This window comes from Azospirillum brasilense (assembly GCF_003349955.1).
Classification (GTDB): domain Bacteria; phylum Pseudomonadota; class Alphaproteobacteria; order Azospirillales; family Azospirillaceae; genus Azospirillum; species Azospirillum brasilense_B.
Genome location: NZ_QLKQ01000016.1, coordinates 83,386 through 97,658, shown reverse-complemented (window position 1 = coordinate 97,658; position 14,273 = coordinate 83,386). Strand labels below are relative to the sequence as shown.

Annotated in this window: 15 protein-coding genes; 3 read left to right on the top strand and 12 right to left on the bottom strand. The window is 69.3% G+C overall.

Annotation, left to right across the window (positions count from 1 at the left end):
- The 7 genes from DXK32_RS09875 to DXK32_RS09845 form a co-directional block, all read right to left on the bottom strand.
- Nucleotides 1–885: Sua5/YciO/YrdC/YwlC family protein (locus tag DXK32_RS09875; protein ID WP_162801127.1), on the bottom strand; the 885-nt coding region annotated here is incomplete at its 3' end.
- On the bottom strand, nt 882–1,493 hold the full coding sequence (locus tag DXK32_RS09870) for a LysE family translocator (protein WP_114858347.1): 612 nt from the start codon (nt 1,491–1,493) through the stop codon (nt 882–884). The genes DXK32_RS09870 and DXK32_RS09875, both read right to left, overlap by 4 nt.
- On the bottom strand, nt 1,490–2,458 hold the full coding sequence (gene hypB / locus DXK32_RS09865; protein ID WP_114858346.1) for a hydrogenase nickel incorporation protein HypB: 969 nt from the start codon (nt 2,456–2,458) through the stop codon (nt 1,490–1,492). Before hypB ends, DXK32_RS09870 begins: the two co-directional genes overlap by 4 nt.
- Nucleotides 2,458–2,799, bottom strand: coding sequence for a hydrogenase maturation nickel metallochaperone HypA (hypA, locus tag DXK32_RS09860; protein ID WP_114858345.1), 342 nt, complete (start codon nt 2,797–2,799; stop codon nt 2,458–2,460). Before hypA ends, hypB begins: the two co-directional genes overlap by 1 nt.
- Before the next feature lie 3 nt (nt 2,800–2,802).
- On the bottom strand, nt 2,803–3,972 hold the full coding sequence (locus DXK32_RS09855; protein WP_114858344.1) for a nickel-dependent hydrogenase large subunit: 1,170 nt from the start codon (nt 3,970–3,972) through the stop codon (nt 2,803–2,805).
- Nucleotides 3,969–4,670 carry a [NiFe]-hydrogenase assembly chaperone HybE gene (hybE, locus tag DXK32_RS09850; RefSeq protein WP_114858343.1) on the bottom strand — a complete coding sequence of 234 codons (702 nt, stop codon included), beginning with the start codon at nt 4,668–4,670 and terminating at the stop codon, nt 3,969–3,971. Before hybE ends, DXK32_RS09855 begins: the two co-directional genes overlap by 4 nt.
- Nucleotides 4,667–4,939: a HypC/HybG/HupF family hydrogenase formation chaperone gene (locus tag DXK32_RS09845; RefSeq protein ID WP_114858342.1), complete on the bottom strand. Its 273-nt coding sequence runs from the start codon at nt 4,937–4,939 to the stop codon at nt 4,667–4,669. Before DXK32_RS09845 ends, hybE begins: the two co-directional genes overlap by 4 nt.
- A 249-nt stretch (nt 4,940–5,188) precedes the next feature.
- Here DXK32_RS09845 and DXK32_RS09835 point away from each other — a divergent pair, with 249 nt between their 5' ends.
- From DXK32_RS09835 to DXK32_RS09825, 3 genes are all read left to right on the top strand, one after another.
- The gene (locus tag DXK32_RS09835; RefSeq protein ID WP_114858341.1) at nt 5,189–5,791 is read left to right on the top strand and encodes a HupE/UreJ family protein; all 603 of its coding nucleotides are present in this window, start codon (nt 5,189–5,191) and stop codon (nt 5,789–5,791) included.
- A gap of 192 nt (nt 5,792–5,983) precedes the next feature.
- A complete protein-coding gene (locus DXK32_RS09830; RefSeq protein WP_114858340.1) occupies nt 5,984–6,985 on the top strand; it encodes an MBL fold metallo-hydrolase in 1,002 nt (333 codons plus the stop codon).
- Between the two features lie 179 nt (nt 6,986–7,164).
- On the top strand, nt 7,165–8,175 hold the full coding sequence (locus tag DXK32_RS09825; RefSeq protein WP_114858339.1) for an MBL fold metallo-hydrolase: 1,011 nt from the start codon (nt 7,165–7,167) through the stop codon (nt 8,173–8,175).
- Nucleotides 8,176–8,200: 25 nt separating this feature from the next.
- On the opposite strand, the gene DXK32_RS09820 is transcribed toward DXK32_RS09825, so the two are convergent.
- From DXK32_RS09820 to DXK32_RS09800, 5 genes are all read right to left on the bottom strand, one after another.
- Nucleotides 8,201–8,704, bottom strand: a complete 504-nt coding sequence (locus DXK32_RS09820) for a HyaD/HybD family hydrogenase maturation endopeptidase (RefSeq protein ID WP_247877079.1) — start codon at nt 8,702–8,704, stop codon at nt 8,201–8,203.
- A 153-nt stretch (nt 8,705–8,857) separates the two neighbouring features.
- A complete protein-coding gene (locus tag DXK32_RS09815; protein WP_114858338.1) occupies nt 8,858–10,561 on the bottom strand; it encodes a nickel-dependent hydrogenase large subunit in 1,704 nt (567 codons plus the stop codon).
- A gap of 18 nt (nt 10,562–10,579) precedes the next feature.
- Nucleotides 10,580–11,749 (bottom strand): Ni/Fe-hydrogenase cytochrome b subunit, encoded by a 1,170-nt coding sequence (gene hybB / locus DXK32_RS09810; RefSeq protein ID WP_114858337.1) that lies wholly within the window; start codon nt 11,747–11,749, stop codon nt 10,580–10,582.
- Between the two features lie 12 nt (nt 11,750–11,761).
- Nucleotides 11,762–12,820 (bottom strand): hydrogenase 2 operon protein HybA, encoded by a 1,059-nt coding sequence (hybA, locus tag DXK32_RS09805; RefSeq protein ID WP_205215687.1) that lies wholly within the window; start codon nt 12,818–12,820, stop codon nt 11,762–11,764.
- Nucleotides 12,821–12,824: 4 nt separating this feature from the next.
- Nucleotides 12,825–13,988, bottom strand: coding sequence for a hydrogenase small subunit (locus tag DXK32_RS09800; protein ID WP_205215686.1), 1,164 nt, complete (start codon nt 13,986–13,988; stop codon nt 12,825–12,827).
- Between the last annotated feature and the right edge of the window lie 285 nt (nt 13,989–14,273).

Genomic DNA, 14,273 nt, shown 5'->3' with positions numbered 1-14,273 from the left:
AGATTCGAGTCCCCCTCCTGCGAAGCGGTGGAGGGAAGGGGCCCGCGAAGCGGGAAGGGTGGGGGCTTCACGCCGCCGCAACAGCACCACCGGCCGCGCCACACCCTCCAGCAATGCCCGCTCCGCCGCTTCCACCTCCACGAACCGCTCCGCGGAGGCAACGTTGGCGACCATCAGGGCGAAGGGTTTGCCGTTGCGCTGCTTGCGGGCGCGCAGCCGCTCCACCGCCGCCGCGTCGAACGCGTCGCAGGCGAGGTGGAAGCCGCCCAGCCCCTTGATGGCGACGATCCGGCCGCCGCGCAGCGCGGCCAGCACCTCCGCGATGGAATGGGACAGGCGGGGGCCGCAGGCCGGGCAGGCAGTCGGCTGGGCGTGGAAGCGGCGGTCGGCGGGGTCGGCGTATTCGGCGGCGCAGTCCGGGCAGAGGGGAAACCCCGCCATGGCGGTCTGCGGCCGGTCGTAGGGCAGGGCGCGCGTGATGGTGAAGCGCGGCCCGCAGTGGGTGCAGTTCAGGAAGGGATAACGGTAGCGCCGGTCCGCCGGGTCGAACAGCTCGGCCAGACAGGCCGGGCAGACGGCGGCGTCGGGAGCGATCCCGGTGCTGACCGCGCCGCGCTGCGAGGCCAGGATGGCGAAGCCCGTCTCATCGGGTTGAGCGGGAATCGCGTCCGTTTCGATCGCGTCGATCCGCGCCAGCGGCGGGGCGTCCTCCGCGAGCGCCGCCAAAAAGCGCTCCAGAGCATCGCCTTGCACCTCGGCCAACACCCCGGCCCCGTCGTTCAGCACCCAGCCGGTCAGGGCGAGGCGGTGCGCCAACCCATGCAGGAAGGGCCGGAAGCCGACCCCCTGCACCTGCCCGCGGACCCGGAGGCGAAGCCGTTTCACCGCGTGGCGACCGCCACGCCCGCGCCGATCATTAACGTACCGGCACCCTGGTTCAGCCTCTTCATGGCACGCTCGCTGCGGAACAGATGGCGGGCGCGCGACGCTGCCAGCGCGTAGGTCAACAAAACGGCGCTCAACACGCTCACCACGATGCCGGCCATCAGAACGGCGTCGGTGGCGGAGACGCGGGTCAGATCCACGAAGGCCGGGAGAAAGGCCATGTAGAACAGGATGGTCTTCGGGTTCGAGAGGGTCAGGGCCAGACCGCTCGCGAAGCCCCGCAACTGTGCGCCCTCGGCCTCCGGCGGGTCTCCACCGAGGGTGACGGGCGCGCGCCACGTGCGGATGCCCAGCCAGACCAGGTAACCGGCGGCGACGAAGCGCAGCAGGGTGAACAGCTCCTCTAAGGCGTGGGCGACGGCGGCCAGCCCGCCGAGGGCGAGCGCCAGCAGCACAAGGTCGCCCACCACTATTCCGGCGAGGAAGCCCAGATTGCGCCGCCATCCTACGGCGAGGGAACGGGCGACCACGGCGAAGATGCCGGGTCCGGGGGTGGCCATGAAGTACAGGCAGGCGCCGGCCATCAGGAGGAAATCGGCGGGGCTCATGCGCCGCGTCCCGCCACCGCCTTCGCAAGCCCCGCCGCGATCCAGCCGTACCAGTCCTCGAGCCCCTGGCCGGTGGTGGCGGACACCTCGATCACGCGCAGGTCGGGCTTGAGTTGCCGGGCGTAGGCGATCATGCGCGCCACGTCGAAGGTCAGATGCGGCAGCAGGTCGATCTTGTTGACCAGGAGCAGATCGGCGCCGGCGAACATCGCCGGGTATTTCAGGGGCTTGTCCTCCCCCTCCGTCACCGAGAGCACGACGACCTTGTGGGCCTCGCCGAGGTCGAAGCCCGCCGGGCAGACGAGGTTGCCGACATTCTCGATGAACAGGACGCTGCCCGTCTCCACCGGCAGGCGGCCCACCGCCTGGGTGACCATCTGGGCGTCGAGATGGCAGCCCCGGCCGGTGTTGACCTGGATGGCCGGCGTGCCGGTGGCGCGGATGCGGTCGGCGTCGAAGGAGGTCTGCTGGTCGCCCTCGATCACCGCCATCGGGAAGCGGCCCTTCAGGTCGGTCAGCGTGCGGGTCAGCAGGGTCGTCTTGCCCGAACCGGGGCTGGACATCAGATTCAGCACGAACACGCCCTTCGCCGCGAACAGCTGGCGGTTCACCGCGGCGAAGCTGTCGTTCTTGGCGAGGATGTCCTGTTCGATGGCGATCAGACGGGTCTGCGACATGCCCGGCACCTCCGTCCCCGCCGGACCGCGGCCGAGGTCGATGGTCCCGTGGTCATGCCCATGATCATGGGCATGATCGTGCTCATGTCCATGGTCGTCGCCGTGGGTGTGCCGGTAGACCTTGCCGTCCGGGCCGACATGCTCGTGGCTGTGGTCGTGATGATGATGGTGGTCATGATCATGATCGTGAGGATGGTCATGGTCATGGTGGTGATGATGATGATGGCCGTGCGCGTGGCCGGCCTCGATTTTCGTTTCGCCTTCGGCGCAGCCGCAGACCGTGCACATCACTCCACCTCCAATTCCTTGACGCGCATTTCCTCGCCGCCGGTCACCATGAGCTGGTGGCCGTCGCATTCGGGGCAGGGGGCCGACCGCTCGGGCAGCGGGACCGGCTTCTCACAGGACAGGCAGAAGGCCTGACCGGGCGGGCGCTCGATGTCCAGCACGGCGCCCTCCGCGATGGTGCCGCGGCTGACCGCGTCGAACCCGAAGGCGATGGCCTGCGGTTCGACGTGGGACAGGGCGCCGATGACCAGACGCACCGTTTTCACCCTTGCGAATCCCTGGGCCGCCGCCTGATCGCGGATCACGTCGATGATGCCCTGGCTGAGCGCCAGCTCGTGCATGGGTCAGTCCTCGTCCTGAATCGTGATCGCCGGGGCCACGCAGGGGTCGAGCGCCCCCACCAGCAGGGCAGCGCGCCCGGCCAGAGAGTCGTCCGCCACGGCGCCGGCCAAGCCCCGGGCCAGCGGCCCGTCCGCGGCGAAGTTCCATTCGGTCGGCGCGACGATGCGGCAATCGGCGATGCGGCCGTCCTCAAGCCGCAGCCAGTGGGCGAGGCGCCCGCGGGCGGTCTCGACGGCGCCGCTTCCCGCGCCGCAGCGCGCGTTGCCGGTGTCCGGAGCCGGTTCGGCGTCCTCCAGGCGGTTGGCCCACCCCGTCAGACGTTCCGCCAGCCCCGCCAGTTCCACGAGCCGCGCGGCGGCATGGGCGGCGAGACCGGAGCCGTGCCGCGCCAGCAGCGCGGCGACCAGCGGGTGCGTGCTCTGGCGGGCCAGCGGCCCGGTGTGGGCCGCGGCGCCATCCTGCCGGGGACGCTCGGAAAAGGCCGCGTCGGCGGACAGCCGTTCACCGAACCAGCGGGCCGGATGCGGCTCCAGCGCCGGTACGCCGCAGGCGCCGAAACCGGCCATGCCCGGCTCCAGCAGGCGCCGCATCAGCCGCGCCGCCGGGGTTGCGCCGGTGCCGGCCCATCGCACCAACTCCGCGTCGTCGGTCGGAACCGGGGCGGCGAAGACGGCGCGCTCCACTCCCTCGCGCAGAGCCGCGGTGGCGGCGGTCAGGGCGGCGCGGTCGGGCTTCAGCGAACCGCCGCCGAGGCGCAGCCCGTCGCGGGCCGGGTAGAGCGCGGGATGGATCGCCGCCGCAGCAGCGCGCAGGCCCGCCAACTCCCTGGGCTGCGGTGCCTCGTCCAGCCGGGCCGGCCAGTCCATCAGGACCTGCCACGCGTGGTTCGTCGCGGTTTCCGCCTCGGCCAGCAGGGCGCGGGCGGTGGTGTGCGCGCCCGCGTCGAGAGCGAGCGCATCCTCCAGAGCGTCCAGCGCGGCCAGCGACTGGGCGGTGCCGCACAGGCTGAACAGCAGCGGCACGAGGCGCATCGCCTCGTCGGGCGTGCGCCCGCACAGGGCGCGGGCGGCGGCGGGGCGGCGGACCTGCACCGACACGGCGCGCACCCGTCCGGCGGCGGTCTCCAGCCGCACCGACACGCTGCCCTCCAGCCCGGCGCCCGTCCCGCTCATCGCCGTCCACCTCCGAACAGGGAGCGGCGGGACAGGGCGGGCTTCGCGGCGTCCGCGTCGCTTGCCGGCGGAGGCTCGGCCCGTGGCGCCGGCTGCGGGGTCCGCATCAGATGATCGAGCGCCAGGACGGCGGCGCCGCGGGCGTCCTGCTGGTCGGTGAACACGTTCATGGCCGAGGCGAGCGGGATCACCGCCAGCGTTCCCAGAACGCCCACGCGCGCCGCGGTGAAGCGGTAGGCACCGGAGGGCAGGCCAACCTCCAGCTTGTCGCCGTCGCGCCGGTCCTCCCACAGGGCGGGATCGCGCGGGATCAGCACGGCGTTCAGGAACCAGGGGGCGATGACGCAGCCGATCCAGCCCGGCCCATGGGGACGGAAGCCCAGCGCCTCCACCGACAGCGCGGCGTTGCAGATGGGAACGCCGGCCATGTCGCGCTCCGCGATCAGGCGGTAGCTGGCGGTCAGGGCGGCGACGCGCAAGCTCATGGGATCGGCGCCCGGCGGGACCGCGGCGGTGAAGCCATGCTGCGGACCGCCGCAACCCGGGCAGCGCCAATAGTCCGGCAGCCCGCCGAAAGGCGTTCCAGGCGGCACCTCCCGCCCCGGATCGCCCGCCGCGGGGTCATAGACCGTGCCGCAGGACCCGCAGGCGGGACGCGCGTCGGCGGCGAAGCCCGCCTCGGGGCCGGCGGCGGTCATGCGGTTGCCTTTTCGATCAGGTCGGCGAACAGGTGGTCCACGTTCTCCCCCTGCGCCGCCAGCAGGATGGCGTCGAGCGCGCGGTTCAGCGGCTCCACCTCGTCGGCCTCCAGCGGGCGGACGGCGCGGTCGAGATGGACCAGGACCCAGCCGCCTTCCGGCACCTCCTCGATCAGCATGACGTTGACGCGCCGTTCCTCGCCCCGGCCGGCGCAGCGCGCGGTGAAGCCGTCGGTCTCCAGGACCCGCATCGGAATGCCCAGACACATGCGCGCGCCCTCACCCGGAGAACCCGGTCGTCGCGAGGCGGCCGGCGTGAAACGATCAGTGCAACTGCGTCATCTTGACCGGGGGGTGAAACCGCACATTGATATGCGTCAAACATGCGGTCCGGCGTAGTTTCATTGCGCTCCGCCATTTCCAATCGGAGCGGTTCTGCTACAGTGGCGACCGCTTCGCGCGCGATGGGGTAGGGGTCGGTCGTGCGCCGCTCAACGATACAGCAGGGGTTTTCACGGATGAAACGTTTCGCTCTCGCGTCGGCCACCGCGGCGGCAGTTCTGGCCGCTCTGCCCAACACGGCGCTCGCCCACACCTTCGGCGCCCACGACGCCGGGTTCGTCCATGGGTTCATGCACCCGGTCGGTGGCTGGGATCATCTGCTGGCGATGGTCGCCGTCGGCCTGTGGGCCGCGCAGCGTGGCGGCAAGGCCCTGTGGGCGCTGCCGGCGGCCTTCGTCGGCGCGATGATCGGCGGCGGCCTGCTGGGCATGGCCGGCATCGACCTGCCGCAGGTGGAGCTTGGCATCGTCCTGTCCGTGATCGCTCTGGGCGCGCTGATCGCCTTCCAGTCCCGCCTGCCGCTGCTCGCCTCTGCCGGTATGGTCGCCCTGTTCGCCGTTTTCCATGGCCATGCTCACGGCGCGGAGATGCCGGAGGCGGCGGAGCCGCTGCTCTACGGTCTGGGCTTCGCCCTGGCCACCGCGCTGCTGCACGGTGCCGGCATCGGCGCGGCCCTGTCGCTGCGCCGCTTCATCGAAGGTGGCAAGGGCGCGCTGGCGCTGCGCGGTACGGGTGCCGTGTTCGGCTTGGCCGGCGTGGCGCTGCTGGCGCTGGGCTGATCGCCTGCAACGACGGTGGAGACGGGCGGCAAGACGCCCAATGGGAAGGCCCGGCGAACCGCTTCGCCGGGCCTTTTCATTGTCCCGAAAACGTCATCGGTGCGCCCATCCTTTCCGGTGGGCACCCTTCGCATGTTCCTGTATCTGATCGGCACCCTTGACCGAATCCCAATCGGGAGTTGTGCTTTGCCGATGACGCCGACCGTTCCCTCCCTGCGCGACGCCCTGCTCGCCCTGGCCGTCGCCCTTCCCGTCGGCGCCGTCCTGGCCCCCGCGGCGCCGGCGCTGGCGGAGGTGCCGGGGCAGCAGCGGACCCAGGCGCCGGGCTTCCACCGCATGGCCATCGGCGATTTCGAGATCACCGCGCTGTTCGACGGCTTCATCGACCGCGACCGCAAGTATTTCATCGGCGCCAAATCCGAGGACATCATCGGCCTGCTCGACCGCATGTTCCTGGCGGAGCGGCCGGAGATCCAGACGGCGGTGAACGCCTATCTGGTGCACACCGGCACGAATCTGGTCCTGGTGGACGCCGGGGCGGCCAAGTCGCTGGGGCCGACGCTCGGCTTCATCGCCGACAACATCCGCGCCGCCGGCTACCGCCCGGAGCAGGTCGACACGATCCTGATGACCCATCTGCATCCGGACCACGCCAACGGCCTGCTGCGCCCGGACGGTTCCATCCTGTTCCCCAACGCCGAGGTCCGGGTCGCCAAGGCCGAGGTCGATTTCTGGCTGGGCGGGGAGGCGGTGGCCAAGGCCCCGGCGCCGCTCAAGCCCTTCTTCGCCATGGCCCGTGCCGCGGTGGCGCCCTACGAGGCGGCGGGCAGGCTGAAGCCCTACCAGCCCGGTGACAGCCTCCTGCCCGGCGTGGAGTCGGTGGCGGCCTATGGCCACACGCCGGGACACAGCGGTTACCTGTTCCGCTCGAAGGAGCAGAGCATTCTGCTGTGGGGCGACACCGTGCACAGCCACGCCCTTCAGTTCGCCCGGCCGGAGATCGCCATCGAGTTCGACGTGGACAAGGACGAGACCGTCGCCTCACGCAGAAGGCTGCTGGCCGAGGCGGCGGCGCAGAAGCTGTGGGTCGGTGGCGCCCATCTGCCGTTCCCCGGCATTGGCCATGTCCGCACCGAAGGGGACGGCTACGCCTGGGTTCCCGTGGAGTTCGGCCCGATCCGCAGCGACCGCTGAGCGGCCCGATTCGGCGTCAAGGCTCGGCGGCACCCCCCGCCAGGCCGCTTGCGGGCGTGTGCCAGTCGGGAAATTCCAGAACTATTCCAATCGGTTGGCGCATTCCTCCCGGGACGCTTCCCCGGCGCGTCCGGGACGGCCATGCTGGGTGCCGACCGTCCTGAAGGGGAACCACGCCGATGACACCGCCGACCTTCGCCTCCCTGCGCAACGCTCTGCTCGCCTTGGCCATCGCTTTTCCTGCCGGTGCCGTCCTGGCCCCCGCGGCGCCGGCGCCGGCGCTGGCGGAGGTGCCGGGCCAGCAGCGGACCCAGGCGCCGGGCTTCTACCGCATGGCCATCGGCGACTTCGAAGTCACCGCGCTCTATGACGGCTTCATCGACCTCGACCGCAAGATTCTCAGCGGCGCCAGCGCCGACGACATCCAGAGCCTGCTCGCCCGCATGTTCCTGGCCGATACGCCGGGCGTCCAGACGGCGGTGAACGCCTATCTGGTGCACACCGGCGCGAACCTCGTCCTGGTGGACACCGGAACGGCCAAGGCCTTCGGTCCGGCGCTGGGCTTCATCGCCGACAACATCCGCGCCGCCGGCTACAACCCGGAACAGATCGACACGGTTCTGCTGACCCACCTGCATCCGGACCACGCCAACGGCCTGCTGCGCCCGGACGGCGCCATGCTGTTCCCCAACGCCACGGTCCATGTCGCCAAGGCCGACGCCGACTTCTGGTTGAGCGAGGAGGTGGCGGCCAAGGCCCCGGCGGACAGCCAGCCCTTCTTCGCCATGGCCCGCGCGGCGGTGGCGCCCTACGCGGCGGCCGGCAAGCTGAAGCCCTACCAGCCCGGCGACAGCCTCGTGCCGGGCGTTGAGTCGGTGGCGGCCTACGGCCACACGCCGGGGCACAGCGGTTACCTGTTCACGTCGGGGGAGCGCAGCATTCTGATGTGGGGCGACATCGTGCACAGCCACTCCGTGCAGTTCGCCCGTCCGGAGGTCGTCATCGAGTTCGACGCCGACAAGGCGCAGGCCGTCGCGTCCCGCAAGAAGATCTTCGCCGACGCCGCGGCGCAGAAGCTGTGGGTGGCCGGCGCCCATCTGCCCTTCCCCGGCATCGGACACGTCCGCACCGAAGGCAAGGGCTACGCATGGGTCCCGGTGGAGTTCGGCCCGATCCGCGCCGACCGCTGACGTGAGGTGAACAGCGCCGCCACGCTCAGTTTCGGGGCGTGGCGGTCACGCCGAGACGGGCCAGCTCCTCGACGATCATCGTCACCATGCGCGGGATCACCGCCTCGATCTCCGGCGACATCATCAGGCCGGTGCCGAGCGCCATCGGGACGCAGCCGACCACGGTCACGGTCTCCGGCGCCTCGTCCTGAAGGCGCAGCGAGGCCAGCAGGTCGCTGAGGCCGAGCTGGTGGGGCGACAGCTTGCCCTTGAAATAGGCCGGAACCTCGTCGCCGCGCAGCACGGTCAGGGTGGCCGGTGGCGCGCCGGTCTTCACCGCGTCAACGGCAATCAGGTGGCTGTGGCTGGCGATCAGGTCCAGCATGTCCATGCCGCAGGTGCCGCCGTCCACCACGCTGACATGGTCGGGCACGCTCCAGGCGGCGTCGAACGCCTCCATGGCGCGCACGCCCACCCCTTCGTCCATCAGGAGGATGTTGCCGAGGCCGAGGATGAGGATGGACATGGGCGTGGACATGGGCGTGGACATGGGACGCGCGCTCCGTTCGCAGATTTTGAAACAGCAGGATGAAACGGGACCGGCGCCGGGCGCCGTGAACTGGATCAATCGCCCGGCCTGGGGGACGCGAAAAGCCCCTCCTCCACGGGGAAGAGGGGCTTTCGGCCGGTCAGAAGGCTTGGATCAAACGACCTTCACCTGATAGTGCGACTTGGTTTCCGTGTCGGTCAGGTGCACGGCGCAGGCCAGGCACGGGTCGAAGCTGTGCAGGGTGCGGATGATCTCCAGCGGCTGGTCGGCCACCGCCACCGGGTTGTCGATCAGCGCCGCCTCGTAGGCCGAGATGTTCCCGTCCTCGTCGCGCGGGCCGGCGTTCCAGGTGGTCGGCACGACCGCCTGGTAGTTCTTGATCTTGCCGTTCTCGATCACGACCCAGTGCGAGAGCATGCCGCGCGGCGCCTCGTGGAAGCCGAAGCCGCGGATCTCGCCCTTCGGGAACACCGGCTTGTTGAAGGTCTTGGTGTCGCCCTTCGCGATGTTCTCCATCAGCAGTTTCCACTGGTTCTGCAACTCCTCGTGCAGGACCACGCAGCGCACCGCGCGGGCGGCGTGGCGGCCGATGGTGGAGTGCAGCGCGTCGACGCCGACCTTGCTGCCGAGATGGCCCGACACCGCGTCGAGCACCGCGTTGACCCAGAACTGCGTGCGCTGGTGGCCCGACGCGTACATGCCCAGCACGTTGGCCAGCGGGCCGACCTGGGCGCGCTTGTCGTAGAAGGTCGGCGACTTGATCCAGCTGTACTTGCCGTCGTCCTGCCAGTCGGTGAAGTTCGGGATGGTCTCGCCGTCATAGGGGTGCAGGGGGCCCTTGCCGCCCTGGTACCAGCTGTGCTTCACGCTCTCCTTCACGCCCTTCTCGAAGTAGGGGTCGTGGAAGTCCTTGATCGGGGTGAACTTGGTGAGGTCGCCGCCGTCGATGTAGCCGGCCGGCAGGGCGAAGCTGGTGCCCTTGGTGTCCAGCGGCATGTCCGGGATGGACAGATAGTTCACCACGCCGCGGCCATACTGCGTCCAGTCGGCGTAGAAGGCCCCGATGGCCGCCACGTCGGGGATGTAGACCTGGGTGATGAAGTCGCCCACCTCGTCGATCAGCTGCTTGATGTACATCAGCTTTTCGAGCGTCAGGGTGGACTGGCTGTCCATGTTGATCGGGTTGGTGACGCCGCCGACCGCCATGTTCTGGATGTGCGGGGTCTTGGAGCCGAGGATCGCCACCACCTTGTTCATGCGCCGCTGGTAGTCGAGCGCCTGGAGATAGTGGGACGCCGCCATCAGGTTGGCTTCCGGCGTCAGCTTCATCGCCGGATGGCCCCAGTAGCCCGAGCCGAAGATGCCGAGCTGGCCGGAGTTGATGAAGGCCTGCAGCTTCTTCTGGGCCGTGGCGAATTCCTGCGTGCTGTTCTTCGGCCAGCCGGAGATCGACTGGGCGAGCTTGGCGGTCGCCGCCGGATCGGCCTTCAGCGCCGAGACGATGTCCACGAAGTCGAGCGCGGACAGGTGGTAGAAGTGGACGATGTGATCGTGGACGTTGTGGGCGCCCTGGATCATGTTGCGGATGTACTGGGCGTTGAGCGGCACCTCCAGCTTCAGCGCGTTCTCCACCGCGCGGACGGAGGTGATGGCGTGCACCGTGGTGCAGACGCCGCAGATGCGCTGGGCGAAGACCCAGGCGTCGCGCGGGTCCTTGCCCTGAAGGATCAGCTCGATGCCGCGCCACATCTGGCCCGACGCCCAGGCGTTGGTGACCTTGCCGCCGTCCACTTCACAATCGACCCGCAGGTGACCCTCGATGCGGGTGACCGGATCTACAACAACTCGCTGAGCCATAATGAAACTCTCCTAAACTCAGCCGTGCTCGGGATGGACGGCGTGCATGACGGGCAGCTTCTTCACGAAGAGGAGATACAGCGCGATCTCCAGCGCGAAGACGCCGACGGTGACCATGATTTCCTTGACCGAGGGGAAGTAGTGCCAAGGACCGACCGCCGGCGTGAAGCCGATGAGATAGACGTTCAGGCGGTAGAGGATGCCCGCCGCCAGCAGGAGCGAGGCCGACAGGAACAGCGCCCGCGACCGGTTGCGGTTGGCCTTGGGGATCAGCAGCACGAGGCCGGAGATCATCAGCGCCATCTCCGCCACGAACCAGCCGGATTGCGGCCCGCCGAAGATCTGGCCGATCTGGCCGCGCACGATCAGGTCGACGAAGCGCAGCACGACGAACAGCGAGGCGACGACCAGCATCAGCCCGGCCAGCTTCGACAGCACCGGCGTCTCCATCGGGCGGCGGAAGTTCAGCGAGGCCATCACCGATTCCCAGACCACGATGGCGAAGCCCATCAGGATCGCGGTCAGCAGGAAGAAGACCGGCAGCATCTGCGACTGCCAGAGCGGCGACAGCTTGTGCCCGACGATGACCATCATGGTGCCGAGCGACGACTGGTGCATCGTCGGCAGCAGCACGCCGAGCGCGATGAAGACCCACAGCACCCGGTTCAGCTTGGCGCGCAGCCCCTCGATGCCGAAGCGTTCCAGGAAGGCCGGGGCGAACTCCACCACCAGCACCAGCGTGTAGGTCGCCACGCACAGGCCGACCTCCAGCATCACGGAGTTGGGCTGCGCGTACCAGGGCAGCATCATGTGGTAGAAGTTCCAGTAACGGCCGAGGTCGACCAGCACCGCCAGACCGGCGAGGCCGTAGCCGAACAGGCTGGCCAGCACCGCCGGGCGGACCAGCGGGTGGTACTCGCCGCGGTTCAGGATGTAGCAGAGCAGCGCGATGACGTAGCCGGCGCAGCCGAAGGCCGAGCCGATCACCACGTCGATGGCCACCCAGATGCCCCAGGGGTAGCCGTCGTTCAGGTTCGACGCGGCGGCCAGCCCCTGCGTGTAGCGCTGGAACAGGATGACGCCGGCGACGGCGACCAGCGCGGCGCAGATCAGGAAGGGAAGGGTGAGGACCCGGCCGCCGAGCGCCTGATGCTCGTGTCCATGATGCTCATGAGCTTGCGAAGACATGGCGTGGCCCCCTCACTCGTCGGTGTGGTTCTTGGTGTTGCGGTGCGCCAGATAGGCGAGACCGGCGAACACCGTGGCGGGGGCGATCATGCCCGCGTAGAGCGTGTGCTGGATGCCTTCCGACAGGGTCGGATAGCCGTTCTCCGGCACGTTGGTGGGCAGATTCAGCTTGTCGAACGGCACGGCGGACACCGCGAGGCACTGGGTGCCGCCCAGCTCCTTCTCGCCGTAGATGTGCGTCTGGTAGGCCGCCTCGACGAGCTTCTCATGGCCGGAGCGCGGGCCGCCGACCTTGCCGGCGATGTCGCCGCGCGGGTAGTGGGTGTGTTCGCCCACCTTCAGCGCGGTGCGGCGCCTGGCCTCCGCCTTGAGGTCCTCCGTGCGGCCGAACAGGGTCGCCCCGGTGGGGCAGACGTCGGCGCAGCCCGGAAGCTCGTTCTTGGCGAGCTGCTGCTTGCAGAGCTGGCACTTTTTGATCTCGCCGAAGGCGTCGTTGTAATCGTACTTCGGCACGCCGAACGGGCAGGACAGCACGCAGTAACGGCAGCCGATGCAGGCGCTCGGGTCGTGGTTGACGATGCCTGTCTTGGCGTCCTTGGTCATCGCCGACACCGGGCAGACCGACACGCAGGACGGATCGGCGCAGTGCAGGCACTGCCGCTTGATGAAGGCGAAGCCGTTCTCCGCCGCGTCCTTGGTGGCGCCGGTGCCGTGGCTGTAGGCCTTGATGACGTTCAGCGTCTTCGCCGACAGCTCCACCGGGCTGTCGTAGATCGGTTTGTCGCCGCCGCCGGCGTTCCAGCCCTGTTGGGCCGGGCCGACGTCGGGCGGCATGTGGTTGACCTCCTTGCAGGCGGTCACGCAGGCCTTGCAGCCGATGCACAGCGTGCTGTCGTAGAGCAGGCCGACGGCGTCGGGCGGCAGCGGCTTGGGCGGGCGGACCAGCGCGTTGGCCTCCGGCGGGGCGGCGACCACGGTGGTGCAGGCCGCGGCGGCGGCGGCCGCGCTGCCCTTGACCGCGTTGCGCAGGAAGCCGCGCCGCGAGACCGATGTCTTGTTCTTTGACATCATGACCTCACTCGGCGGCGGTGGAGGAGGATTCGGCCTTCGCGTCCTGCTTGCCGAGCCGGCTGGAGATGACGGCGCCGGCGCCGACCGCCGCGCCGGCGATGCCGGCGACCACCGCCGCCGCCCCGGCCGACATGCCCTCGCCCTTCTCGACGGCGACCGCCGGGTAGGTGTTGGGCGGCGCCACCGACTTCAGCGAGGCCAGCTCATGGATGCCCTTGGTGAAGCCGACGCCCTTCTCGGTGCAGCCGAAGCAGGGATGGCCGGTGCCCACCGGCCAGGTGCCCTGGCCGACGTCGTTGAAGCCGATGGACGGACAGTTCGCGTAGGTCTCCGGCCCCTTGCAGCCGAGCTTGTAGAGGCAGTAGCCCTGGCGGTGGCCGTAGTCGCCGAACTCCATGGCGAAGCGCCCGGCGTCGAAATGCGGGCGGCGCTCGCAGTTCTCGTGGATCAACCGGCCGAAGGCGAACTTCGGGCGCATCTTGTCGTCCAGCTCCGGCAGCTTGCCGAAGGCGACGAAATGCAGGACCAGCGACAGGAAATTGTAGGGGTTCGGCGGGCAGCCGGGGACCGAGACGACCGGCTTGTCCTTGATGATCTCGTTCAGGCCGACGGCGCCCGTCGGGTTGACGCCGGTCGACGGCCAGCCGCCCCAGGAGGAGCAGGACCCCATGGAGATGACCGCGGCGGCACCCTTGGCGCACTCCAGCACGGCGTCCTTGTAAGTCTTGCCGGCGACCTTGCAGTAGACGCCCCCGTCCTTCGTCGGGATGGAGCCATCGGTGACCATCAGGTACTTGCCCCAATTGTCCTTCATCGCCTGCTGTTTCCAGTTCTCGGCCTGGTGGCCGGAGCCGGTCATCAGCGTCTCGTTGTAATCGAGCGAGATGGTGTCGAGGATCAGCGTCTCGAGCGACGGGTGGTGGGTGCGCAGCAGCGATTCGGTGCAGCCGGTGCAGGCCTGTCCCGACAGCCAGATCACCGTCGGGCGCGGTGCGGCCACGGCGGCGTTGGCGATCTTCACGCCGAAGGCGGGGGACAGGCCCAGCGTGGCGGCCACGCCCGTGCAGTAGGCGAGGAATTCCCGGCGGGACAGGCCGGCCAGCGCACCCTCATACTCGTCGAGATCGCCGATGTGCTCGGCGTCGAGATCCACATGTCCGTCGGGCATGATTTCCCCCAAAGACCCTTTTGCATTGATCCGCTGGCCGCCCGGTTGCCGGACGCCGGATGCGCAGCACGCCACGGCGCGTCCTGGGGAACCCGATGCGGGAAACCCACGGCGCGGCGTAATCCCTATCGATTGTAGGGGTATTTGGGCGCGAAACGCTCGCCGGCATTGCACCAGTTTCGATGCTGGCGCGGCATTGATCTACATCAAATGGGGTATGAGGCGGGTAAGCTTCGAACGCCTTGGGCGCATCAGCGGAAAGGATGCGTCGGGAAAAGCCTCCTC